The sequence below is a fragment of the Thermodesulfobacteriota bacterium genome (genome assembly GCA_040753795.1).
Classification (GTDB): domain Bacteria; phylum Desulfobacterota; class Desulfobacteria; order Desulfobacterales; family Desulfosudaceae; genus JBFMDX01.
Map to the genome: position 1 here is coordinate 17943 of JBFMDX010000020.1, position 25577 is coordinate 43519.

Sequence of the window (25577 nt, forward strand, 5' to 3'; positions counted from 1 at the left end):
TTCGCCAATCTGTTTATTCTGGTTGAGGGCCGGAGCCGCTGTTATGCACGCCGAAGGCTTTTTTGATGGCCGCGTTGAGCCAGGATTCGGGGAACATGAGGGCCTGTTGATTTACGGTGATGACGTCCTGGCCGGCCTTGTCCGCCAGCAGCCGGAAACCGTCACGGAAATCCGCGGTCATTTTTTCACAGACCTGCTCAAAGCCGGCAAAGGCGCCCTGGACATGCTGACGGACGATGTATTCGATCGCGTCATCGGTAAGGATGATCGCCAGATCGAGGCGATTCTGGAAGTAATCTTCAATCCGTCCGGCTTCGTCGAAATAAGCCCTGACGGCGTCGAAAGCGTTCTCGATGTCGGTTATATTGTTAAGGTAGAATTCAGCGATGATGTCGATCCGTCCGGGAGTCAGCGGGAAGCGGTGTCGCTCCGCCTGGGCGCAACATTTATCCCGGATGTGAATTGCCAGCGCTTCCTTTTCCTGCCGGCGGATTGACTCGTACCGGTTTTTCAACTCCTGGGGATCGGCCTCGAGAACCCGCGCGAGTTCCTGATCCGGAGAGGCGACGACGGCCTCGGTCACGGGCAGGTAACGGATGCGCTTTGACGGGAGCCGGTTTTCAAAGGGGAGCAGGGCTTTTTCCACGGCGTTGACCAGCCCCCGGGCGCCGGTTTTCTCCTCGCAGGCATGTTGGGCCAGAAGCCGCATGGCGTTGTCATCAAACAGGATATCGATATCATAAGCGGCAAAGTCCATGCGCTTGTTTAACACGACCGGATTGCTGGGGTTCTTGAGAATATCCAGCAGATCCTTTTCCGTCAGGTTCTCAAAAATCGCCCGGACCGGCAGCCGGCCGACGAACTCGGTCTCAAAGCCGAATTCCGTCAGGTCCTCCGACCGGACGTGTTGAACGGCGGCGTAGGGGTCTTCGGCGGCATCGGCCAGTTTCGCGGAGAAACCGATGGCCTGCCGGGAAAGGCGCTTGTTGATGATCTCCTGCAGGCCGCCAAAGGAGCCGCTCATGATAAAGAGGATATTTTTAGTGTTAACGACGCGTTTTTCACGTTTGCCGGTTTTGCGGAACGCCTCCACCTCCTGCATGATGGAAACCGGATCGTGGGCGACTTTCATCTCCACTTCGGTCTCCTCCATGAGCGTCAGCAAGGCCCGCTGGACACCCGTCCGGGAAACATCAGGACCGATCAGGTTGCGGCTGGAGGCGATTTTGTCGATTTCATCGATATAAATGATGCCGTGCTGGGCCAGTTCGATATCGTTGCCGGCCTCCCGGACCAGATCCCGCACCAGGTCTTCCACATCACCGCCGACATAGCCGGTTTCGCTGAACTTGGTGGCGTCACCCTTGACGAAGGGAACGCCGATTTTCTGGGCGATCAGCCGGATCATGTAGGTCTTGCCCACGCCGGTGGGGCCCATCATGAGCACGTTGTTCTTGATGGCGCCCACGATCTTGCCTGTTCCGCTCCAGCGGTGCTGGTTCCGGATGCGGTTGAAATGGGTGCAGATCTTGGTGGCCAGGATCTTTTTGGCCTTGTCCTGCTTGATGATGAACTGATCCAGGTAGGCGACCAGTTCCTCTGGTTTCAGGTCGAAATTGATGCGCTCGGAAACAGGTCGCGCTTTCGGGCCGTCGCCGTCTTCCCGGTCGGGATCCGGAACCACCACCGGGGTGATCAGTTTGACGTTGTCGCCGTACTTCTGCTGCAGAAACTCGCCGATTTCCTTCTCGATTTTTTTAGGATCGGGAATATTTTCCTTTTTTATTGTCATGGTATTTCAATTATAATCATTCCCGGTTCAAAAGCAAGACGATCAGACCGTCTTTTTCCCGACTTCCGGCGGGGGCCCGGACCGGGATTCGGTTGATTTTTAAAGCAGGGAGGGAGAACGACATGTCCCGGGGAAGACAATTGACCAGGCAGTGGCGGATTCTGCAGCGGTTGTGCGTTTCACCGCTGGGCGTTACCATTGATGAACTGGCCGGCGACGTTGAATGCTGCCGCCGTACCCTTTACCGGGACCTGAACGCCCTGGAGGAGGCGGGCTTTCCTCTGTATAATCCCGGCACCAGCGGTAAAAAAAACTGCTGGGCCATGCTGGCCCCGGATCGGCAGGACCTGCCGCTGCCCCTGGAGCTTCCCGAAGTCATGGCCCTTTACCTGGGGCGGGACGTGCTCAAGATCCTTAAGGGCACCTTTATCTATGACAACCTGGACGCTCTTTTTAAAAAAATTCAGGCCATGCTGCCGGCCGAGGCCATGGCTTTCCTGAAAGAGGTGGAGAACAATCTCTATGTCCGGGAACGCCCCTACAAGCACTACCGGAAAACCCTGGTCAGCCTGTTTGACGCCCTCAACCGCGCCATTGCCGATCACCGTGCCATGTACATCACTTATTTTACCATGAGCCGCGGCGAGGATACCCGGCGCCGGATAGACCCTTACAGCATGTGGTACTTTGACGGCAGTTTTTATGTCATCGGTTACTGCCACAGCCGCAAAGACATCCGGGTGTTTGCCGTCGACCGCATCAAGGCGTTCCGGGTCTCTGCCGAAACCTTTCAGCGCCCGGAAAAGTTTTCCGGCGGAGAATTCATGAAGACGAGTTTCGGCGTCTTCCAGGGTAAGCCCACCCGGGTGCGCATCCGGTTTTCCGCGGCGGTGGCCGGGTATGTCCGGGAAAAGAAATGGCACGAGTCCCAGGTTCTGACGGATAACCCCGACGGCTCCGTTGACCTGGAGATGGAGGTGGCCGGCATCCGGGAAATCAAGCTCTGGATCCTGGGCTGGGGCGCCCAGGCCGAGGTCCTTTTCCCCGAGGCCCTGCGAAAGGAGATCCGGGCCGAGATCCGGGCCATGAAAGCCCGATATAAATAGATCGGCGATGTTATTGCCAAAGCTGGTTCAGGAAGCAGCCGAATAAACCTGAATCTCCACCTCCCGGGCAATCCACCGTGCCGTCGCCGTTCCTGTCTATGTCCTGCCTGCCGCAGCCGCATACTCCCGGGTCGGTTTTGTTCGGATCTTTCGGACAGCCGTCAATGCAGTCCGCCGTGCCGTCACCGTCCGAATCCTTATCCGACACCCCGCAGCCGCAGTCCCCCGGATCGATCTTGTCCGGGTCGGTCGGGCAGGCGTCGCAGGCATCGCCTGTACCGTCGTCATCAGCGTCCTCCTGGCCGGGGTTGGGAACGGCCGGGCAGTTGTCATTCTTGTCCTTCTTCCCGTCGCTGTCTGTATCATCAGTATCCCTGCAGTCAGGCGTGCCGTCACCGTCCGTGTCGGTTTCGGCCGTGCCGCAGCCGCAGACGCCGGGCGCTGTTTTTGCCGGGTCATCGGGGCAGGCGTCATGGCAGTCGAGTGTCCCGTCGCCATCCGTATCGATATCGGCCGTGCCGCAGCCGCAGACGCCGGGCTCTGTTTTCTCCGGATCATCGGGACAGTTGTCATGGCAGTCGATAGAACCGTCTCCGTCTGAATCTATATCGGGAACGCCGCAGCCGCACACGCCCGGAGCCACCTTGTCCGGATCCTGGGGACAGGCGTCATTACAATCGGGAGAACCGTCTCCGTCCGTATCGGCATCTAAAATGCCGCACCCGCAGATACCGGGACCGGTCTTGCCCGGGTCGTCCGGGCAACCGTCGCAATCGTCGCCCGTGCCGTCGTTATCCCTGTCGGTCTGCGCCGGGTTGAAAATTTCCGGGCAGTTGTCCGCGGCGTTCTGGATGCCGTCGCCGTCCCCGTCGCCCGTACAGGTAAAAAGGCCGTCCCTGGTGGTCCAGGGCGTGGGGGCGCAGGGAAGATCGGCGAAGCAGTCGACCAGGTCCTGCAGATGGAGGTTCGAGCCCAGACAGTCAGCAACCTGAAAAGTGATCGTTACCAGTACGCCGGAGGAGCCGACCGGGATCTCATTGCCAACCCAGAAGCCGCCGATGCGTAATACGCCGGGGGCGTATTCATTGGCATCGAGCATGGTAAAATTCAAGGTCAGGTCTCCCCTGGCAATGCTTTGATAGGATAGCCGTGTGCTGTCGAAGGCCACCTCAAATCCGAAAGCATAAACCGGGTTGGGCGCGTCATTGATGGTGACGGAAAAAACCACATTACCGCCGAGAACGCTGTTCTGGTTGTCAATCTCAAGATTGGCGGCGAAACTGCCGCCGGTCATGATCAAGCAAGAGATAACGAAGACTGATAGTGCCCGGATAACCGGCGACAGAAAAGACCCGGCGCTTTTCATGTTTCCCCCCCCCCCCGTATGCGGTTAGTGTAAAAGAGATATGTAGTATAAATGGATTGATTTTAATTATATCAGAATCAGCCAATGGGGTCAATGTTTAGAGATACCCTGAAGTCCTTCCAGAAATTACCGGTGAAAAGGCCGGCGGGAGAAAAAATGCATAAATTTATGCGGCCTTGCAATCAGCCTTTTGTTTTGACGGTTTTTCTCCGGGGCGGGAACAGGTCTTTGAGGGTCGGGGTAAACAGATAGACCAGGCAGTTTTTGACCCACTTGCGAAAATCTTCGCCGCTGGGGTCCATGTTGAGCACCTTGCAGTGATAGGGAGCGGCTCCCACGAAGTTGATCAGCAGATTCAGCACGCCGTAGACCCAGACGACGATATTGTCCACGCTTTTTTCCATCCGGAGCTCATTGACCAGGATCCCTCCGCCGGTGAACACGTATTTGGAAAACGATTCAAAGGCCGGGGCCATGTCCTTGGAGCCCGCCTCCCCGGCGTTTTTCATCAGGATCTGAAGCATGTCCGGCTTTTCAAAAAAATAATCCAGCGCCCGGTCCAGAAACAGGGAAAACCCTTTCTCCGGCGGCAGGCCCTGGATATCCTTGAGCCAGGAAATAAAATCCGTGAGCAGTTCTTCGCTTACCGCCGCGGCCACGGCGCCGAACAGTTCCGACTTGGTGAAATAGTGGTTGATCAGGGAAAAGAGAAAACCGCCTTCTTCGGCGATCATGCGGATGCTGGCCTTATGGTAGGGATGGCGCGCGAACACCTTGCGGGCCGCGTTGATGATCATGGCTTTGGTGGCGTCGCTTTTCGAACCATGATCCGCGTTTCGGGGGCGTTCTTTTTTGCCGGCGACAGGAGAGCGCTTTGTCTTTTTCGGTTTCATGAACGCATAAAAGCACAGGTCAATGACGTTGTCAACAGGCAATAAGCAGATAAATTGAATTAAATCCGATAGATGAAAATATAGTGATATTAGAGCTATACAAATGTACAAAAATGATTGACTCCGTTGCCGGATATTCTATTGTACATTTGTACAAAACAAATGGCGGCGCTCCCGGCCCGGGAGTGCGTCCGGTACAGAAGAACATTAACGCGCATGAGGAGGATGGGAAAGGCCTTTCCCCGCGGTTACTCGATCCGTTCTTCCGGCGGAACCTTGTTGACAGCTTTATCCGGGAGCCGTTATAAAATTACTATCTTCGGTAGAGATGCTACCGGCATCCGAACAGAGCCATGAGGGACGACAGGCAGCGATAATCAGGGAGGATCAGAAGGAGACCTCTCTGAAATGGCAAGAACGATCGCCGTATCGCTGGCGTTGATCCTTTTCCCCTTTTTTTCCCTTCTTTCCGCCGATGATTTTCTGTCCGGTAAAGTTGTCGGCATCTCCGACGGTGATACCATAACGGTGCTGGATGGCCAGGCACAGCGGAAAATTCGTCTGTACGGGATCGACTGCCCGGAGTCACGGCAGGATTTCGGGACCCGGGCCAGACAGTTCACGTCGGATCTGGTGTTTAATAAGCCGGTCCGGGTGGCAGGCCAGGGCACGGACCGTTACGGCCGTGTGGTCGGACTGGTTTATACCGGGGCGATCTGCGTCAATGAGGAAATCCTCCGGGCGGGCCTGGCCTGGGTTTACGACGAGTATTGTCAAATCCCTCTCTGCGCCGCGTGGAAAAACCTGGAGGAACGGGCCAGGGAGCAGGGCGCCGGCCTGTGGCGTCATCCCGATCCGGTGCCGCCCTGGGAGTTTCGACGTAATTCGCGGGAGACCGCTTCCAATCATACACCTGCACGGGAAACCGGCGCGGTCATCTATCACGGCAATACCGGCTCCATGATATTCCATCAACCGTCGTGCCGGAGCTACAACTGTCGAAACTGTTCCGCTGTGTTCGGCTCCCGGGAGGAGGCGATCAGGGCGGGGTTCCGGCCATGCGGGGCGTGCAGGCCGTAACTGAGTCCCCGCGAATGCTTGGCCCTGTTTTCGGGCGTCAAATCGGGTTGTTTTTTTATTCATGTTTTTCTGTCCATTTTGCAACTTTTGTGTTAAAAAAAAGAAAAATCTGAAATCCGCAACTATCATCATATCTTAATGCCCCATGATTCAGATGACAAATGCGGTTGCGGGACGTTTTTCGCTTCGGTATTAACAAAAATTGCAAAAAAAAACAGGATACGGCCTGACCGGCAACGCAACAGTTGTTTTTGCATTAGATAACTATCTGAAATTAAAATGTTAAAAACAACTGATGCCGACTGCCTGTGATATGGCCTGAAAATTGCTTTATGCATATCACGGAAGTAGGTTTCTTGTCGACGGGCATGATAAACGGAGGTACGAGCCATGGGAAAAAATAGAACACTGATCAAAACGATTCGCTATATCTGTTTACTGACAATAACCGTTCTCGGTCTTTTATCCATTATCGGGACCGGAGGCGGTGGCGGTGGTGGCGGCGGCAATAATAACGGACTGACCACCTATTACCGCGATGGCGATATTGACGGCTATGGTGACGCGGCCGCTTCACTGGATGCCGCTTCCCAGCCCCAGGGGTATGTAACCGACGATACCGACTGCAATGACGCCAGTGCGGCGGTTAACCCGGGTGCGACGGAAGCCTGCAACGACACCATCGACAACGACTGTGACGGACAGGTTGACGAGGATTGCACGAATATTGATTGTACTGATGCCGATGCCGACGGCTATTACGCCCAGGCAAACTGCGGCACGGCGGTTGATTGTAACGACGCCCGGGCCGCTGTTTTCCCCGGAGCGGTGGAAACCTGTGACGACAACGTCGACAATGACTGTGACGGCCAGATCGACGAGGATTGCCCCGAGTGTACCGACGCGGACAACGACGATTATTTTGCCGAGGGCGGTTGCGACACGGAGGTGGACTGCGATGACGCCAGCGCGGCCGTCAACCCCGGGGCAGCGGAAGTCTGTGACGATGATATCGACAACGATTGCGACGGCGAGGTCGACGAGGATTGTGACGTCTGCACCGACGCGGACGACGACGGTTATTACGCCCAGGCGGGCTGCGGCAACGCTTTCTTAGACGGTGTCGACTGCGATGACAGCAATCCGTCCGTTCATCCCGACGCCCTGGAAATCTGTGACGACGGTATCGACAACGACTGCGACGGGCAGGCGGACGAAGCCGGAGATTGTTCCGATGCCTGTATTGACGCCGACGGTGACGGCTATTATGTCGTGGCGGGTTGCGGCAACGCGGTCAATGACGGCGTTGACTGCAACGACAACAACGCCTCCATCCATCCCGGGGCCAGGGAAATTTGCGAAGGGTTAGATAATGACTGTGACGGGCAGGTGGACGAGGGCTGCTCGGATGATCCCTGTACCGACGCGGACAGTGACGGTTATTATCTCGAAGAGAGCTGCGGCAACGCCTTTATTGACGGTGTCGACTGCAATGACGCCAACGCGACCGTTCATCCCGGCGCGGCGGAGGTCTGCAACGACCGCGTCGACAACGACTGCGACGGCCAGATTGACGAGAACTGCACCACCGGTACCTGCACCGACGCGGACAAAGACGGCTATTACGTCGAAAGCGGCTGCGGTGGAGCGTTTACACCGGGCGTGGACTGCAATGACGCCAACGCGGCCATTCACCCCGGCGCGGCGGAAGTCTGTAACGACCGCCTTGATAACGACTGTGACGGGCTGGTAGACGAGGGCTGTACCCAGGATACGTTCACCAATTCCCTGGGCATGACCTTCAGGCGGATTCCCGCCGGTACATTTATCATGGGCACCGGCAGCGGCTACACGCCACACCAGGTGACCATCACCAAGGATTTTTATGTCCAGACGACCGAGGTGACCCAGGCCCAGTGGCGGGAAGCCTATGGGGGCAACCCCTCCTACTTCTCCAACTGCGGCGGCAACTGCCCGGTGGAACGGGTGTCCTGGAACATCGTTCAGTATTTTCTGGCCGCCATGAATAACCGGGGAGAGGGCACCTACCGGCTGCCGACGGAGGCGGAGTGGGAGTATGCCTGCCGGGCCGGCAGCACCACGGCATTCTGCAACGGCCCGATTACGGATCTTTTCTGCGGGTATGATCCCAGCCTGAATGCCGTCGGGTGGTACTGCTACAATTCGGCGGTATCGTATAGCGGCTGCTCGGATATCAGCAGCTATACAGGCCCCACCTGCGCGGGAACCCATCCCGTGGCTCAGAAATCGCCCAATGCCTGGGGATTGTATGACATGCACGGCAATGTCTACGAGTGGGTCGCGGACCGGTTTGGCGACTATCCTTCCGAGAGCGTGATCGATCCTACCGGGGGTACAACCAGTACCGCCAGGCTTTATCGCGGCGGCAGCTGGCACGATTCCGCCCAGAACTGCACCTCCGCGGTCCGCCACTCCAGTTGTCCGGCCGGTACCGACGACGGCGGCGGGTTCCGTCTGGTGGTGACGCCGCCCGGGCGGTAGCCCGGACAGGCCGGCGGACACTTTATGGTTTTCAGTCAACAGGTTTTCCTGCTACATAGGGGATAACCCTTAAGGAGGAAAACCTGTTGATATGAAACATCCGTCCGGTTTGCGCATCCTGCATCTGATCAGCCAGCGGCCCGACTCCACGGGCAGCGGCGTTTATGTCCAGGCCATGCTGCGCCAGGCCGCGCGCAGGGGCCATGTCAATCACCTGGTGGCCGGCGTACAGACCGGCCGGGAGCCGGCTTCCGAGGTCACCGGCTGTGAATGCTCCTTTGTATGTTTTGACGGCCTGGACACGCCGCGGCCCATCGCCGGGATGAGCGATGTCATGCCCTATGACAGCCGCCGCTTCCGCGATTTTACCCCGGAGGATGTGGCTGAATACGAAGCCTGCTTTGCCGGCAAGCTGAACCGGGCCGTGGCGCAATCCGACCCCGACCTGATCCACAGCCACCACCTCTGGCTGCTGACATCCCTGGCCCGGCGCCTGTTCCCCGCCCTTCCCCTGGTGGCTTCCAGCCACGGCACCGATCTGCGCCAGTTCCGGAACTGTCCCCATCTGCGGGAGCGGGTCATGGAAGGATGCGCCCGGCTGGACGCGGTCATGGCCCTGAGCCGGGTTCAGAAGCAGGAGATTGTGAAACTGTATGGGCTGCCTGAAGAAAAGGTTCACGTGATCGGGGCGGGATATAACGCCGACCTGTTTTGTCCCCAGACCAAGCCCGTTCCTGACCCGGTGCAGATCGTCTACGCGGGCAAACTGTGTAACGCCAAGGGGACGCCCTGGTTTCTCAAGGCCCTCGCCAGCATTCATGATGTCTCCTGGCAGCTCCATCTGGTAGGCGGCGGCTCCGGTTCAGAAACCGATCAGTGTCTGAACCTGGCCCGGGGCCTGAAGCACCGTGTCCGGGTTTACGGAGCCGTGGAACAGCCCCGGCTGGCCGCGATAATGAAACAGAGTCACCTGTTTGTTCTGCCTTCTTTTTTTGAGGGTGTTCCCCTGGTTATGCTGGAAGCCCTGGCTTGCGGTTGCCGGGTCGTGGCCAACGACATTCCCGGGGTGGCCGAATTGATGGAGGGCATGAAGACCGGATATGTCCACCTGGTCCGAACGCCGCGGCTTCATGCCGTGGACAACCCTCTCGCGGAAGATCTGGACCGGTTTGTCGATGACCTTCGGGCGGCCCTGGTCGCCCAGATGACCGCGGCCGTGGAGCAGCCCGACATTGATTTAACCCTGATCGAAAATCAGCTTGCCGCCTTCACCTGGGAACGGGTGTTTGAAAGGGTGGAAACGGTGTATAAAATCGCCCTTGACGAGGCCCGGTAATGAACGCCAGGTCTCCTGAATTGTGGCTTTTATTCAGGGTACCCTTCAGTCAGGATCTGCCGTAGTGCTGGTAACTACCAGCGGGCTGTCGTCGATATCAAGCAGTTCCTGAACCTGAGACGGTTCAAAGTCATAGGCCACGAAGATCTCAAAGCCAAGGTGATATCGCCGGGGCAGGGACTTGATCCCGATGGCGTATCCGATCATGTGCTGGCCGTTCTCCTCCTCGGGCGGGTCGTTGACCGAGGCGTCGTCCAGATAATACAAGTCCATTTTGGTTCCCCGGGCGATCATTTCCGGGTCGTAGATCATGCGCGACATGAGGGCCGCTCCGCTGGGCAGGTATCCGGCGACCCAGTCCTGGTCGGACCGCGCCAGGTTTTCTTCCTGATCATTCATCGTTCCGTCGATGATCATGACGGTGTTGTCCCGGGTCAGGATCCGGGCGCCGTGGATGGTTTCCCGGAAGTCCAGGCCGGCGGTGAAGGTGCTGCCGTCGCAGATAAAAAATCCGGGATCGAAGGGGAGGTCGAGATTGGATGAGGCCGCGAGACCGTTTTCATAAAACTTGAACCACATTCCGATGCGGGGGGCAAAGGGGAGCTTGATCCCGGCGATCATGATCCAGAAGACGTTACGGCGCAGGACCCGCACCGGTCCATCCTTGTAACCGAAGGTGACGCCCCTGGTGTTGTTTTCATCGAAGTGGAGCGGCGCGCACAGAAGAATGATCGGGTTGACTTTGATCCGCAGCTTGAACCGGTCGAGGATATTGGGCATGACGGGCCGGCCCGGGGGCTTGCCGATAATGCTGTTGACGATCATCGGCTTTCCGGGCAAAAATCCGGTTTCCATGAAACGGGATATCACCCGATCGGCCGCCGGGTCGTAGCAGACGTAATCCGATTCGCTGGGCGGCGGCGGATCGTTATCAAAATGAAAGCAGTAAACCCATCCCGTCCGCCCGTTGAGCGGGTCCGTTGCCTGGATTTCCAGGCCGTCCGGCGTCAGCCATGCGTTCGTCGGGGCACGGTCCCCGGAATCCCGCGCCATGAAAACCACTTCGTCGTTCCAGTCCAGGTAATCCATGTTTTCAGCGGTATAAACGATATGTTCGAGTTCCGCCAGCTGCGCTCTGGTTATTTCTCCCGTCTGAACTCTTTTCTCATAGTCGCCGCGATTGCGTTCAAACATCCGGATGCGGTTCTCGCGTTTTTCCTCTTCGGGCAGGTCTTCGAACCCGGCCGCTTCCCTGACTTCCGGGGGGATGGTGTTTCCATTGATGAAATAATCCCCGTCGGGGTTGACCTTGTCGATCTGGAAGGGTACCGCTGCCCAGGCGCCGTCGCGACGGGCATAAAGCCTCATGTGGTCGATCCTCCTGCCCCAGAACGGACCGGTGGCATCCCCGCTGACCACCACCGGGTCCAGTTGCCGCGAGAGTGTCTTTCGCGTCTCTTCCCCGGCCCGGACGGCCGGAGGGAACGTTGGAAACAGTATCAGGCTGAAAACCATTACCGCACAGGCGATGCGCAGCAGTTTCTTCATGGGGTAGACCGACCCTTCGGTAATGAGAGAAGCATGGGCAATGCCCTGATTTACATTAAGTAAGAATGTGGCCTATACTCATAACAACACCGGCCGGTGGTGTCAAATGCCAGCGATGGTATCCTGAGTACGAAGAAAAAATGGATCGCAATAATTCCCGGCACACCTCAGGGGCCACCCGCCGGTTGTACCTGCCAACGTTTCTGTTCCGGCCGGGAATCTTCTTTTCTTGACAGCGAAACTTGACCAAGTTTACTCTTAATTAATATTAAAGGGGGATGTGCCATGCCAATTTCATTTGACCACGAGAACACACCGCATCGTTTGATGAGCCGCCGGGAATTCATGAAATTATCCGCCCTGGCATCCGCCGGTGTGCTGGCCGGATGCGCTATCAACCCGGTAACCGGCGAAAACCAGTTTATGCTGGTATCCGAGGACTGGGAAATCCAGGTGGACAAGGAGAATGCTCCGCACCAGTTTTCATCGGACTATGGCCCGGCCCAGGACGCGTCTCTCAACCGCTATATCCAGCAGGTCGGGACGGCCATGATCCCTCATACCCATCGTCCGCACATGCCCTGTTCCTTTCGCTGCGTCAACGCCACCTATATTAATGCCTACGCTTTCCCGGGAGGGAGCATCGCCGCCACCCGGGGGATCATGCTTTCCCTGGAAAGCGAGGCCGAGCTGGCCGCCCTGCTGGGGCACGAACTCGGTCACGTCAATGCCCGGCACACCGCCCGGCAGATGTCCAAGGGCCTGCTGACCCAGGCCATCGTGGCCGGCGTCAGCGTGGCCGCCGCCACCCAGGACCAGATATACGGGGATATCGCCGCGGGGATCGGCATGGTCGGCGCCGGGATGCTTCTGGCCAGTTACAGCCGGGATAACGAACGGGAAGCCGATCATCTGGGCATGACTTACCTGACCCGCAGCGGTTATGGACCGGACGGCATGGTTCAGCTCATGGACATGCTCAATTCCATGCATCAGGGCGGCGCCGACGCGGTCTCTCTGCTCTTCTCCACCCATCCCATGAGCAAGGAACGCTACGATACCGCCGTCCGCGAGGCCGGTTCCGATTTTGCCGGATTCAAGGACAAACCCCTGTACCGGGAGCGCTATATGGACAACATTGCCTCCCTGCGGAAAATCAAGCCGGCCATCGAGCTTTTCCAGAAGGGGGACGAGTCCGTGGCCAGGAAAAAATACAATGAGGCCGAGACCGCTCTCCAGCAGGGGCTGAGGCTGGCGCCGGCCGATTACGCCGGGCTGATGATCATGGCCAAATGCAAGGTGGCTCAGGAAAAATACGGTCAGGCCCTGGAGTTTTCGGAACTGGCCAGGCAGGCCTATCCCCAGGAAGCCCAGGCCGATTATGTGAGCGGGTTCTGCAAACTCAAGCTGAAAAAACCGGATGAGGCCGTTTCGAATTTTACCGCCTATGATCAGAAGCTGCCCGGCAACCCCAATACCATTTTTTTCCGGGGCTTTGCCTATGAGGAGATGGGCAGTCAGAAAAAGGCGGCCGATGATTACACCGCTTATCTGAACCAGGTGACCGAAGGTGAACAGGCCCAGTATGCTTATGACCGCCTGGTGAAGTGGGGCGTTGTCAAACCCCAGCCGGAACCGGAACCGGAACCAAAGGAGAAAAAAAAGAAAAAGAGAAACCCTTGACAATTCACCGGGTATAAACATAATCGAACTGTTTTTCTTAAGAGACGGACAGAAGATGATGAAGCGCCCGGCGGCCGCAAAGAAGAAACGTTCAGCCTCAACCATACGTTGGATCCGGAATATCCTGATCGGATGTTTTATCGGCAGCCTTCTGCCGGTGATCATTTTCCGGTTTGTGCCCGTTCCCGTTACGCCCCTCATGATCATCCGGTGCGCCCAGCAGATTTTTAACGACGAAACGGTGACGGTTAAAAAGGAGTGGGTGCCGCTGGAAGAGATCTCTCCCAACATGGCCTGTGCCGTGATCGCGTCGGAGGACCAGAACTTTACCCGCCATTTCGGTTTTGATTTCAAATCCATTCGCAAAGCCTACGACAAGAGGAACGTCCGGTTAAGAGGCGCCAGCACCATCACCATGCAGACGGCCAAGAACCTGTTCCTGTGGCCCGACCGTAGCTGGATCAGGAAAGGGCTGGAAGCCTATTTTACGGTGCTGCTGGAGACGCTCTGGAGCAAGGAACGGATTCTTGAGGTCTACCTGAATGTCGCTGAAATGGGGAAGGGTATATATGGCGTAGAAGCTGCTGCCAACGCCTATTTCAAGAAACAGGCCGCCGGGCTCACCAGAAACGAGGCCGCCATGATCGCCGCTTCCCTGCCGCGGCCATTGAAGATGAGTCCCGCTCGTCCTACGGCCTACATGATTTCCCGCCAGGCCTGGATCCTGCGGCAGATGCGGTTCGTCTCTGAGACTTCGCTGGATCTGCGCTGCCTGTGACGCAGCCCTGATGCCCCCTCTACCCTCAGCCCTCAACCTCAAACCTCAAACTTTTAACCCAACCAGCAAACGCGATTTGTAAAAGAATCGTAACAGGCGGAATAGTTGTTTATATTCATCCGCCCCTGCCTTATCCTCCGTCAGTTCTTTTAGAAACGGTAATGAACTGAAAGGCCCGAAGATGGCCTTTTGCAACTCATGAATGACAGCGGAAAAGGAAATGATGATGGAAACGGTAAAGACGGTTCACCCCAGAGGAATTCGCGCTCGCGTACTGCTCTCCAGCGTATTCGGGCCTTATGCTCAGGACGATGCCTTCGGCAGCCGCAAAATCAACCCCATGGAACTGTACCAGAACCAGGTCACCCGGGTGCAGGGGGCTTTTTCGTTGCGCATGTTTCATCGTTCTTTCGGGCTGATGATGATTCAGGCCAACCTCAAGGCGCCCTGTTACCTGCTTGATTTTCCCTCCCTGGAACGGTTCACCGACGAGATCAGAAACAATACCTATGATATCGTCGGCATCAGCGGCATTGTGCCGAATATCGGCAAAGTGAAAAAGATGTGCGAACTGGTCCGGCAGTATCAGCCCCGGGCGGTGATCGTCGTGGGCGGCCACATCGCCGCGATGGAAGGGCTTGACAGCCGCATCGACGCCGACCATATCGTCCGGGGGGACGGCATCCGCTGGTTCCGTGAGTTCCTCGGCCAGAATCCGGAAGAGCCGATTACGCATCCGGCCGTTCTTTCCGCCAACGGCACACGTATCGTCGGTCGCAACCTCAGGGAAAAGCCCGGTGACGTGGCCGCCATCCTCATCCCCTCGGTGGGCTGTCCGGTGGGCTGCAATTTCTGCTCGACCTCCGCTCTCTTCGGCGGCAAAGGCAACTTCATCAATTTCTACCAGACCGGACGGGAATTGTTCGATGTCATGTGCGGCCTGGAACGGCAACTGAAGGTGCGCTCCTTTTTCGTCCTGGATGAAAACTTCCTGCTTCACAAAAAGAGATCCATGGAACTGATGGAGCTGATGAAACAACACAACAAGAGCTGGGTGCTGAGCGTTTTCAGTTCCGCCCGGGTCATCAAGTCCTACACCCTGGATGAATTGCTCGCTCTGGGCATCGGCTGGGTCTGGATGGGGCTGGAAGGAAAATCAAGCCAGTACCGCAAGCTCAACGACATCGACACCTTCGAGCTGGTCAATGAACTTCAGGCCAACGGCATCCGCGTTCTGGGCTCTTCCATCATCGGCCTTGAAAACCACACCCCGGAGAACCTGCCCGAGGCCATCGATTACGCGGTCAGCCACGACACGGTCTTCCACCAGTTCATGCTCTACACCCCGAATGCTGGGACCCCGCTTTATGAGGAACATCGGCAAAAGGGGACGCTTTACAACGAAACGGAATTCCCCCTGGCGGACGCCCACGGGCAGTATCGCTTCCGCTACCGCCACCCGCATATTCAGAATGGTCAGGAAGAACAGTTCCTGCTCGATGCCTTTACCCGGGATTTTGAGGTAAACGGGCCCAGCCTGTTCCGCCTGATCCGGACCCTGCTCAGCGGCTGGCAGAAGCACAAAAACCATCCGGACTGGCGCATCCGGGACCGCTACAACTGGGAAGTCGATCCCCTGCGGTCGACTTATGCCGGGGCGGTCTGGGGCATGCGGAAATACTATGCCGCCCGCGACCGGGCCATGGCGGACAGAATGGACGCCCTGCTGGACGACATCTGCGCCGAATTCGGATGGAAGACACGGTTGGCGGCCCGGGTAATCGGCGAAGTCGCCTACCGCTCCATCATAAAAGAAGAAAAGCGGCTGGCCCGGGGGTGGACCTACGAACCGCCCCAGTTTTTTGAAAAGAACGCCGCCGCTCTGGCCCTGGAACAACCCCGGACGGCAAAATCCGGGATCCGATTCCCGGACGATCTCCTGGAACCTGTAACCGTTCCCGCCCCTGCCTTGAAAGGATAGAAAAACCGGAAGGCCTCGTCACCAGCCATCGCCTGGCGTGACGAGGCCTTTCCGGGACTTGTTTTAAGATTTCCGGGCTATCCCAGCAGCCGGTAAAGAATCAGTAGGGGAATCCATCCCGCCGCCAATCCGATCAGTACCCGCTTCCATTGATCCCCGAAATAGGACTGGGTGGTTTTGATAACCCAGTCGCGATGGATCCAGATGTGCACGCCAATCAGGACCAGAAAGATCAAAGCCAGGTGAAAGTGCATTTCCCCCCATTCGCGGCGATGCCATCCGAGAAAAGTGCTTTCGCTTCCCGGTCCCCGTCCGATCACCAGATGCAGCAGAAGCCCCAGCACCGTCATGGCGCAGGCATCCACGAACATGGCGGCACTGACGGCGTAGCGCATGGTTTTCGTATCCATTTTTATCTCCTTTTGAGTTGTTCCTTATTCTAAGCGGCCAGTCCTTGATGAGCCTCTGATCAGTCGGGGCCGGTCAATTTGTCATTTCGAGAGATAACACGACCGGTCCGGCCGGCGCAAAATATTTTTCCTCTTTTAACCGCCGGTCATTTATCCGGCCGTAGAGTTTTTACTTGACAACATTTTGGTATACTGTCAGTATACTTTATAAGTATCCTTTGGGTATACAAAAAAGCGGCGGGAGGCGGTATCCTGCCGGCATTATCTGTTGGCTGCTGCGGAAAAAGCTGTGACCATGGTGACATTGTCGGAAAAAAAGAAAATAGACGCCCCGACTCCGCGGGAACGACGGCGGGAAAAATTCAGCCGGGCCATCCTGGGCGCAACGGAGGAAGCGTTCTTCGAACAGGGATACGAGGCCGCCACCCTGGAAGGCATTGCCCGGCGGGCCGGGGTGACCAAGCGGACACTGTACAAGTATTTCCCGTCCAAAAGCGCGCTGTTTGTCAGCATGTTCGACGAACACCTTCAGGCATTGAACGACCTTATCTCCGAGACGGCCGGCCTGGATGTTACCACCGACCGCAAACTGCTCATGCTGATCAGCAACCTCATCCAGTTTACCCGGGAAAATGAACATTTCATGCGGCAGTTCATGTCGATCAACATCCGCCAGTTCGCCGGCAAGCTCCCCGGCGAACTGATCGAACGGGTGGACCAGCTCAATCAGTCCATGATCCGGCAGGCGACGGAAGTGGTCCGTCAGGGGCAGGCGGAAGGGGTCGTCATCGACACCGATCCGGAAACCCTGACGCACCTGGTGGTCGCCATCTGCCGGGGGATTTTCATGCACGCCGACGCGGAGAACGTTTTTTTTAAATCCGCGGACATCAACCCCGACAAACTGTTCAACGCTTTTTTCATGGTCATGATGAAAGACGTCATCAAGGTGCCGCGGAAAAAACTGACGCGACGGATCAATTCACTCAACCCATGAAGCTTCAGCCTGGAGGGCCGAACGTGAAACCCATGAGAAACTTCATTGACAAAAAAGTCGTCATCACGGGCGCGGCCAGCGGCATCGGCCGGGCCCTGGCCGATCGCTTCGCCCGGGCCGGGGCCAAGGTGATCATGATGGACATCAACGGCCCGCTGCTGAAAAAAGCCTCAGACGAAATCGCCGAAGCCCATGGCCGGGAGGTGTTCAGCCTGACGGCGGATGTCACCGATTTTGACGCCTTTGGAACGGCCGTCCGCAAGGTCATCGATGAGCTCGGCTTTATCGACGTGTTCATCAACAACGCCGGCCTGGGCATATCCGGTGAGTTCGTCCGCAACACCAGGGCGGAAATCGACCGGATCACCGCCGTCAATTATCTGGGCATGGTGTACGGCTCCCGCATCATCCTGGAGCATTTCTACCGGCAGGGGTACGGGCACCTGGTGAACGTCGCCTCCGTGGCCGGGCTGCAGGGGTTCCCCCGCATGTCCCTGTACTGCGGGACCAAATGCGGCATCGTCGGTTTCACCCAGGCCGTCCGGTTCGAGGCCGAACGGGCCGGCATCCATGTCAGCCTGGCCCTGCCCAGCACCACGGCCACCCCCCTGATCCTGGAAAAGATGGACCTGCCCGACGACGAGATCCCGGGCGTGCTCCTGGCCATTCCGGTCTGCCGGGTGGAGACCGTGGCCGAGGCCATCTTCAACGGCATCAGCCGGCGGTGCTTCATGATTTTTCCGACCCTGACGGACCGGGGGACCCTGTTCATGCGGAGCTTCATGCCGGGGGTCTTCAACCTGTTCATCCGGCTGGTGGGCTTCCGTTCATTCCGGAGAAAACGCGAGCGGCTGATGCGGCAGCAGGGCTGATCCTTGGCCCGAATATCTCATGAAATGCCCAGTTGTAAGGGAGGCTGGCATATGCAAAAGATCGATCCTGACCGGCGGGAATTTTTCGGCTGGTCCTTCAAAGTCCTGGGAGCGGTGGGCCTGATGGGCATCCTCTATCCCATCACCCGGTTCCTGGGCGGGGATATCGATGTCGAGTCCCACGCCGGCATCGAGCCGGCCCGCGGCGCCAACGCCCGCAAACCGCCCGTGGCCGGAGACGGCAATTCCGTGGAAATCGACGCCGGCACCGTTCCGGAAGGGGCCGGCATGATCCTGACCATGGGGTCCGTGCCGGTCATTCTGGTGAGGAACGGCAACCGCTGGCGGGCCTTCAACGCCACCTGCACCCATCTCGGCTGTCTGGTGAAATGGGATCAGGCCGGTCAGCGTTTTGTCTGCCCCTGTCACGGCGGCTTATACAACAGCGACGGGAAAGTGACGGCCGGTCCGCCGCCGGCGGCGCTGGCCGAACACCGGGTGACCCTGGCCGGCAATACCATCCGTATCTCCCGGGCCTGATGAAGGGGAAGGGCGTTTAATGAAGTTGAAACAGGACAGGAAACGAACGGGCCGGTCCCGGACGGTTAAGCCCCGGACCGCGCTTGAATATTTTTCCTTCAGCGGCACGGCGGCGGCGGTCCTGCTGGTCATGCAGGCCCTCACCGGAATGCTGCTCCTGTTTTACTACAAGCCCGACGCCAAGCTGGCCTTTGCCTCCCTGGAGGCCATCCGCAACGATCTGCCCTACGGCATGCTCTTCGCCAATCTTCACGCGGTCGGCTCCAGGGCCATCCTCATCCTGGTGTTTATTCACCTGTTCCGCATCATGCTGACCAGCGCCCACCGGGGCCCTCGCAGGATGCAGTGGTATACGGGTATCGGCCTGCTGGTCATCATGCTGCTGGCCGGATTTTCGGGCTACCTGCTGCCGTGGACCCAGCAGTCCTACTGGGCCTGCGTCATCGGCACGGAATCCGTCCGGGTCATTCCCCTGATAGGTGACCTGCTGGTATCGGCCATGCGGGGCGGCAGCGCCGTGGCCGGGCCGACCCTGACCCGGTTCTTCGCCCTGCACGTATCCCTGCTGCCCCTGGTTATCCTGATCATGGTCTGGATCCATCTTCGCCTGGTCTGGCGCACGGGCGTCATCGCGCCGGCGGACACCTACGCCGTCATTGACCGCGGCCTGTGCATCTACTGCGGCGCCTGTGAAAAAGAATGTCCCTTCGCGGCCATCAGAATCGTTCCCATCCGCGGACGCAAAACGCCGGCCCTGAACACGGACAAATGCAACGCCTGCCGGCTGTGCCTGAAAAACTGCCCGGCCGGCGCCATTTACCTGCGGTCGGACATCCTCCCCTATCAGGTCGAACCGGTTTTTCCGGACGCGGTTCTGCGTCGAATCGCCACGGTCATGGGCGTTCTCATCGCCGTGTTCATCTGGGCGTTTTTCATCTTCGGCTATGAGCATGTACCGGCCGACCCGTTGCTCACCCCGGACCGCATCAAGCCCGAATGGTATTTCATGGCGTCCTACCAGGTGCTCAAGATTCTACCCAATGAACTGCTGGGGCTGGGCTTTCTGGCGGCCGTTTTTCTGCTGACGGCGCTGCTGCCGAAGCTGGACCCGTCCGGGCCCCGGGAGATCACGGCGCGTCCGGTTTACGGGATCATCGTCGGCGGGGGGATCCTGTCTTTCATTCTACTGACGGCCTGGGGGGTTATATCCTGACATGGGACGGTATGGGTCGACGATAATACTGCTGTTGCTGATCGCGGGGCCTGCCTGGCCGGCCGCGGACGATACCTTCCTGCTGAACGACCAGTGCGTCCAGTGCCACCTGACCGGCGAGCAGACCGGAAAGCCCAATTCCGTTCTGGCCTGGAAACAGAGCGCCCATTTCCGGCCGGACGCCGGCTGCACCGGCTGTCATGGCAGCGACCGGTTCGTCCGGCAGGATTTCCGTAAGGGCCACATCGGCCTGCCGGATCGGTCCCGGATCACGGAAATGTGCGGCGCCTGCCACCAGGAACAGCAGAAACAGTTCCTGGAGAAAATGAGTACCGCCGGCCCGGCCGTGTGCGCCGTAACCTGCACGGACTGCCATGGTTACCACCTGGTCCGGCCGTCGGACAGCAGCCTGATCAATTCCGTCACCTGCGGTCGGTGCCATCCCGCCGACCGGGGCGAAGTCCTGGCCGCCGAACTCGCCCGCCTGGAGACCCGTTTGCGGACGCTGACCTCAACCATGGAAAATCACAAGGAGGGCCGGATTCCGGTGGATACGATCAGGCGACGGCTGGCCGGGGTGAAAACGGAGGTGTCCCGGACCCTGCACTCCCGGAAGTTTGACGAGGTGTTGAAGTACCTGCGGACGCAGGCCAGCGGCGATCTGGACGCCATCGAGAACCGGCTGTCCGATTTTTCCCCCCGCACCTGGCGCCTGGAAGGTGTTGTCGTCACGATGGCGCTGGTCCTGGCCTTTGTCCTGGTCTTGGCCTATTTGGCCGGCCTGAAGAGAAAAGAGCAGTGAGGTTCAACCGCGGAAATCGAACCTGGTAAAAGGAGAATAACATGAACGAAGAAACCCGAATGACGGAACCCGGGCTGGAACGCCACGCCCCCCGCCCCGCAGAACGGTCGCAGCCCGAGGATACGGTGACGGCCGGGAAAAAGCATAGAACATCCCGGCTCGTCTACCTGGCCCTGATCATCGCCCTGGCCGCCCTGGTCCTGGCGATCCAGGCCCGGCGAGACAGCCAGAAGGATGTCATCGCGGCCCTGAACCAGACCCTGACCCGCGAGGTGCTGCCGGATCTGAAAAAGTCCCGGGACCGTATCCTGGTGGGGCACATTTACGACCTCAAGCGCCTGATGGTCACCCTGGAGGAGATCAGGGAGACCACCACCAACGAGGAGGTCAGGATGCGCGTCGATCAACTGCGCAACGACATCGAGGAACTGACGGTCAAGGTGTTCGTTCACGAATAATCCCGCCGGCGCGGATGACCGGCATGCTGGAGGCGAAAAAGATGGAAGACAGAAAGCCCCATGACTCGAATTTCACACCCCGGATGAGCCGGCGGCGGTTTCTCCAGACCGGCCTGGCCGCCACGGCCCTGGGCGCGGTGAACCTGACCCTGCCCGGATGCGGCGGCGGCAACGTCTATCTGGACGATTACCCGAATGTGCCGGAAAACAAGGTCAGCCTGAAACCCAACGGCAAATCCGTGCTGATCCTCGGCGGCGGCTTCGGCGGTATGCACGCCGCCTGCGAACTGGTCGACCGGGGCTTCAAGGTCACGGTCATCGAAAAATCCAGCACCCTGGGCGGCAAACTGAAAAGCTGGCGGGACAAGACCTTCGGCGTTCCGCCGGTTGACGATCCCGAATGGAAAGGCTATCCCCGGGACCATGGCGCCCACGCCGTCTGGGGCTTTTACAACAACCTGCGGGAATTCATGTTCCGGCATGATTACCAGCTGTGGAAGTTCCCCCGGGAATCGACCATGTACAATTTTCTCGACCGGGACGGCAGCCAGGTGGAAATGGGGCAACCGACCTCATGGCCCGGGCCCTTGGCCGACCTGGAACGGCTGCTGGACGTGTCCCGGGCATTCAGCGCCATGGCCGGAGAAAGGGTCACCCCCGGCCGGCACTTCATGGGCAAGATCGGCGGATTTGATTTTTCCGACAAAAAACAGCGCCTCTACCTGGACAGCCTTTCCTTTCCGGAATGGGCGCGGCTGGTGGGCATCCCCGAACGGCTGACCCGCCGGTTCTTCGGCCCCATCTCGGAAATGGCCCTCTTCGACCCCATCGAGAACACCTCCGCTCTCTATATCCTCATGCTGATGAGCCTGGCCTCGGGCCATCATTCGGACATGGCCATCGACATCTTCATGCACCCGCCCGGGGAAACCTACGTCAAGCCCATCGAGAACTATATCCGGTCCAGGGGCGGGGAGATCGTCTTCAACACGCCGGTGATGAAGATCAAGCATGAAAACGGCCGGGTGCTGGGCGTCCTGGCCGGAGAGGAAGCCCCCGCCGGCGGGGTCACCACCTGGCGGTGCAATGTCTGCGGTTCGGTCTTCAGTTCCCCCACCAAGCCCGGACGCTGCCCGGTCTGCGGCGCGCCGGCTTCGGAGATCATGCCGTTTTCCGGCGGGGGGACCCGGGAGTACGTGGCCGACTATTACGTGGTGGCCATGGACACCCCCGGCGCCAAGGCGGTGTCGCTGGCCTCCGGGCTGGGGGGCCAGCCCTATTTTGATAACATGCAGAAGCTGGAGGCCACCAGCGTCTATCCGGTCAACCTCTGGTACGACAACTGCGATGTCTGGCAGAAGCGGTTCCCCGGCCACGCCGACTTCTTCGCCTCGAGCTTCAAGCTGCTCGGCATCACCTTAAACTGGGCCATGGACGGCAAGGTCAACGGCAAGCACAACAACGACCCCCTGGTGCCGGATTATCAGGGCAAGAACATCAACGTCATCGAAACCCAGATCGCCAACACCGACCTGGTCAGAAACCTCGACGACGACAAGATCGCGCGCCTGGTCCACGAGGAATTGAAGATCGCCCTGCCTGATCTGCCGCCGCCGACCGACTGGTACGTCAACCGCTGGGACACCTATTCCCCCCAGCGGGTGGGCTATGAAGCCCTGCGGCCACCGATCCAGTCCCCCCTGGACAATCTCTTTTTCATCGGCGACTGGGTCCGCACTGATCATGAAAGCGTCTACATGGAAAAGACCTGCGTCTCGGCCAAAATGGTCACCAACCTGATCCTGGAAAAGGCCGGTCAGAAAAAGGGACGGATCCGGATCCTGCGCAGCGGCACCCCCAACCGTATGATCAGCCTGATGCGGGCCGTGGAAAGTCCTTATCCGTAAAAGGCAGGGAAGGGATTGATGGCCGTAAATGAATCCAGGGACGCGACCCCGCCGGCGAAGGCCGGTCGGGCAAGGAACCGCGGGCCGGCCGTCCGCCTGCGCGACGCCGGCATTTCCCTGAAGTATCATTTTCTGACGCAGCACCACCTCCTCGGCGCCCTGTTCCGAAACGGCCCCATGTTCGTGGTGGACAACTATCGCCGCTATTCCTGGATGCGCGTCCTGCTGCGTAACGGCGGCAAGATGCTGGATATGATGACCCGGACCCGGACCGGCCGTTACCGGGAAGCCAACGCCATCCTGTCCACGGTGATGGCCGGAGGCTTTGTCCGGATGCTGGAAGGCCAGTACCACCGCCGCGACCGGCTGGTCCTTCACGAGGACATGCTGCCGCCGGAAATTTTCCGGGCCATGGACCTGGAGCCGTGGATGGCCGAGATGCTGGCGATCATGCTGCCGATCATGGAACCCGGCGCCATGGAAGCGTTCATTGATGTTTCCGAAAACAACGGCATTCCGCCGGATATCTGCAGCCTGCCCAAGGGGACCATGGGCATGGTGCTGGAAAACCAGCTCCCCCCGGTCAACGCGCTGGTGACGAGCAACCTGCCCTGCGACGGCGGCATGTCGTCCTACACCCTGATCGAAAAACAACTCAAGGTACCCACCTGCCGGGTGGACATTCCCTTTGATTTTCGCAGTGAACGGGCGATCCGTTATTTTATCGGTGAGCTCCGGCGCATGATCGCCTGGCTGGAGGCGCACACGCCCGGCCGCATGGACTGGGACCGCCTGCGAAACATCATCGAGGAGCGCAACCGCATGCTGGCCCTGGAGCAGGAGCTGTGGGACATGATGCGGATCTCCCCGGCGCCCATGGCCGCCGAGCCGGTTTACCTGTCTCATCTCTGGGGATTTAACATGAGCCCCGGTACGCCGGAGGCCACGGACCTTTTCCGGCAGGTGGCCGGGCTCTGCCGCCGGAATGTGGAAGAGGGAATCGGCGCCCTGCCGGAGGAACGATACCGGGTGCTGCTGTGGAACCCGCCCATGGCCCATTTCGGCGAGTTTTTTGTCTGGGCCGAGCAGGCCTACGGTGTTTCCCTGATCATGGACAGCATGTCGTTCAACCGCCAGCCGCCTATAGATACCTCCACGGAGGAGTCCATGCTGCGGGGCCTGGCCTATAACATAATGGACGGTCCCATGGCCCGCCACACCCGGGGGCCGTGCAGCAATTTCATGGACGACATCTTCCACATCTGCCGGGTGTTTTCCATCGACATGATCTGGGTGGCCGGCCACATCGGCTGCAAAAACACCCAGGCCTTAAACGGCATGCTCCGGGAGCTGTGCCGGCAGGCCAACATTCCGCTGCTGATCATCAACTACGACCTGATGGATCCGCGCATCGTCACCCACGACGGGATCAAGGAGCAGGTGAACCATTTCATGGAGACCGTCATGAAGGCGGAGCGGCTGGCCCCCTGACGCTGCCCGCTGCCGCACACCCGGCCGGATCAGGACGGGGAGGCCGGACGCGCGATCGCTCATCAGTGGCCGGCGGAGGTCATCCGGAAGGGGAAAAAACCGATCAAGGCAATTGGCGCTTTGCCTGAAAAAATGAATCAGATTTTGAATAAATATAGGGAAATCATATCGACCAGTTCATTCACAATACGGTTGTTCTCTTCTCTGTGTTCTGAGGGAGGAGCCGTATGCATGAACTCACGGATGATCATCGTTACCATCATCGCGGAAAGAGCAACATCTTTTTTCCGGAGCTGATCGGAATTTAATTCGAGAAGCGATATCACCTGATTTAAAACTTTCGTTTCCTGTTTTTCAAGTATGCCGTTGATTTCTTTATCCTGATTCCTCAGCATATCCGCTATTTTATCGAAATCACGAATGGAATTATGGGCTTGCCATATAGCCTCGATGAGTTTTCGCATCAAAACAGAGCGGTCATTCACCCCCGATACCTCAATGGAGAAATTATCGAGAATTTCCATCATGTTGATACGGTGCTTTTGTAAAATTTCAATAAATAAAGCCCGTTTATCTTTAAAATAGATATAAAAGCTGCCAATCGCGACGCCTGCGTGAGCGGCGATTTCCCTGGAACTGGTTCCGTGCAGTCCCTTTTCGCTGAAAAGGCTCAACCCTGATCTGATTATACGATTCCGGGTTTCAATGCCTCTGACCTGCTTGGGGACTCTTTTATTATCCATGAATGTTCCGGTTAAACGATGTTGTCAGATATCGATGATTGTGAAGTATAGCATGAAA

The 25577-nt window shown here is 58.3% G+C and carries 21 protein-coding genes; 15 read left to right on the forward strand and 6 right to left on the reverse strand.

Translation table 11 applies throughout. The annotated features are described in order from the left end of the window. Positions 1-13 precede the first annotated feature (13 nt). Positions 14-1792 (reverse strand): AAA family ATPase, encoded by a 1779-nt coding sequence (locus AB1724_17450; GenBank protein ID MEW6079596.1) that lies wholly within the window; start codon positions 1790-1792, stop codon positions 14-16. 122 nt (positions 1793-1914) lie between these two features. On the opposite strand from AB1724_17450, the gene AB1724_17455 reads away from it, so the two are divergent. Continuing rightward, positions 1915-2898 (forward strand): transcriptional regulator, encoded by a 984-nt coding sequence (locus tag AB1724_17455; protein ID MEW6079597.1) that lies wholly within the window; start codon positions 1915-1917, stop codon positions 2896-2898. 10 nt (positions 2899-2908) lie between these two features. On the opposite strand, the gene AB1724_17460 is transcribed toward AB1724_17455, so the two are convergent. Then, positions 2909-4264, reverse strand: coding sequence for a thrombospondin type 3 repeat-containing protein (locus AB1724_17460; GenBank protein ID MEW6079598.1), 1356 nt, complete (start codon positions 4262-4264; stop codon positions 2909-2911). A gap of 182 nt (positions 4265-4446) precedes the next feature. Then, positions 4447-5157, reverse strand: coding sequence for a TetR/AcrR family transcriptional regulator (locus AB1724_17465; protein MEW6079599.1), 711 nt, complete (start codon positions 5155-5157; stop codon positions 4447-4449). Between the two features lie 408 nt (positions 5158-5565). On the opposite strand from AB1724_17465, the gene AB1724_17470 reads away from it, so the two are divergent. The 3 genes from AB1724_17470 (at position 5566) to AB1724_17480 (ending at position 10096) form a co-directional block, all read left to right on the forward strand. Next, a complete protein-coding gene (locus tag AB1724_17470) occupies positions 5566-6237 on the forward strand; it encodes a thermonuclease family protein (GenBank protein ID MEW6079600.1) in 672 nt (223 codons plus the stop codon). Positions 6238-6627: 390 nt separating this feature from the next. Beyond that, positions 6628-8760: a MopE-related protein gene (locus AB1724_17475; GenBank protein ID MEW6079601.1), complete on the forward strand. Its 2133-nt coding sequence runs from the start codon at positions 6628-6630 to the stop codon at positions 8758-8760. Positions 8761-8851: 91 nt separating this feature from the next. Continuing rightward, entirely contained in the window at positions 8852-10096 is a 1245-nt protein-coding gene (locus tag AB1724_17480) for a glycosyltransferase family 4 protein (GenBank protein MEW6079602.1), read from the forward strand. A gap of 45 nt (positions 10097-10141) precedes the next feature. Here AB1724_17480 and AB1724_17485 read toward each other — a convergent pair whose 3' ends face one another. Beyond that, positions 10142-11644 (reverse strand): hypothetical protein, encoded by a 1503-nt coding sequence (locus tag AB1724_17485; GenBank protein ID MEW6079603.1) that lies wholly within the window; start codon positions 11642-11644, stop codon positions 10142-10144. Positions 11645-11929: 285 nt separating this feature from the next. On the opposite strand from AB1724_17485, the gene AB1724_17490 reads away from it, so the two are divergent. From AB1724_17490 to AB1724_17500, 3 genes are all read left to right on the forward strand, one after another. Further along, on the forward strand, positions 11930-13327 hold the full coding sequence (locus AB1724_17490) for a M48 family metalloprotease (protein MEW6079604.1): 1398 nt from the start codon (positions 11930-11932) through the stop codon (positions 13325-13327). A gap of 55 nt (positions 13328-13382) precedes the next feature. After that, positions 13383-14105, forward strand: a complete 723-nt coding sequence (gene mtgA, locus AB1724_17495) for a monofunctional biosynthetic peptidoglycan transglycosylase (GenBank protein MEW6079605.1) — start codon at positions 13383-13385, stop codon at positions 14103-14105. A 220-nt stretch (positions 14106-14325) separates the two neighbouring features. Continuing rightward, positions 14326-16086, forward strand: a complete 1761-nt coding sequence (locus tag AB1724_17500; protein MEW6079606.1) for a cobalamin-dependent protein — start codon at positions 14326-14328, stop codon at positions 16084-16086. Positions 16087-16163: 77 nt separating this feature from the next. Here the strand turns inward: AB1724_17500 and AB1724_17505 are convergent, their stop codons facing one another. Next, a complete protein-coding gene (locus AB1724_17505; GenBank protein MEW6079607.1) occupies positions 16164-16496 on the reverse strand; it encodes a DUF4405 domain-containing protein in 333 nt (110 codons plus the stop codon). A gap of 295 nt (positions 16497-16791) precedes the next feature. On the opposite strand from AB1724_17505, the gene AB1724_17510 reads away from it, so the two are divergent. The 8 genes from AB1724_17510 to AB1724_17545 are packed head-to-tail and all read left to right on the forward strand — an operon-like array spanning position 16792 to position 24776. After that, entirely contained in the window at positions 16792-17493 is a 702-nt protein-coding gene (locus tag AB1724_17510; GenBank protein MEW6079608.1) for a TetR/AcrR family transcriptional regulator, read from the forward strand. A gap of 32 nt (positions 17494-17525) precedes the next feature. Then, a complete protein-coding gene (locus AB1724_17515; protein ID MEW6079609.1) occupies positions 17526-18365 on the forward strand; it encodes an SDR family oxidoreductase in 840 nt (279 codons plus the stop codon). A gap of 51 nt (positions 18366-18416) precedes the next feature. Then, complete coding sequence (locus AB1724_17520) at positions 18417-18905, forward strand: ubiquinol-cytochrome c reductase iron-sulfur subunit (GenBank protein MEW6079610.1); 489 nt, start codon at positions 18417-18419, stop codon at positions 18903-18905. Between the two features lie 19 nt (positions 18906-18924). After that, a complete protein-coding gene (locus AB1724_17525; protein MEW6079611.1) occupies positions 18925-20118 on the forward strand; it encodes a cytochrome bc complex cytochrome b subunit in 1194 nt (397 codons plus the stop codon). Position 20119: 1 nt separating this feature from the next. Beyond that, positions 20120-20920, forward strand: a complete 801-nt coding sequence (locus tag AB1724_17530) for a multiheme c-type cytochrome (GenBank protein ID MEW6079612.1) — start codon at positions 20120-20122, stop codon at positions 20918-20920. Between the two features lie 41 nt (positions 20921-20961). Further along, on the forward strand, positions 20962-21378 hold the full coding sequence (locus tag AB1724_17535; GenBank protein MEW6079613.1) for a hypothetical protein: 417 nt from the start codon (positions 20962-20964) through the stop codon (positions 21376-21378). A 23-nt stretch (positions 21379-21401) separates the two neighbouring features. Beyond that, positions 21402-23285, forward strand: coding sequence for an FAD-dependent oxidoreductase (locus AB1724_17540; GenBank protein ID MEW6079614.1), 1884 nt, complete (start codon positions 21402-21404; stop codon positions 23283-23285). 18 nt (positions 23286-23303) lie between these two features. Continuing rightward, positions 23304-24776 (forward strand): 2-hydroxyacyl-CoA dehydratase family protein, encoded by a 1473-nt coding sequence (locus AB1724_17545; GenBank protein MEW6079615.1) that lies wholly within the window; start codon positions 23304-23306, stop codon positions 24774-24776. Positions 24777-24913: 137 nt separating this feature from the next. Here AB1724_17545 and AB1724_17550 read toward each other — a convergent pair whose 3' ends face one another. Further along, positions 24914-25519 carry a TetR/AcrR family transcriptional regulator gene (locus tag AB1724_17550; GenBank protein MEW6079616.1) on the reverse strand — a complete coding sequence of 202 codons (606 nt, stop codon included), beginning with the start codon at positions 25517-25519 and terminating at the stop codon, positions 24914-24916. Between the last annotated feature and the right edge of the window lie 58 nt (positions 25520-25577).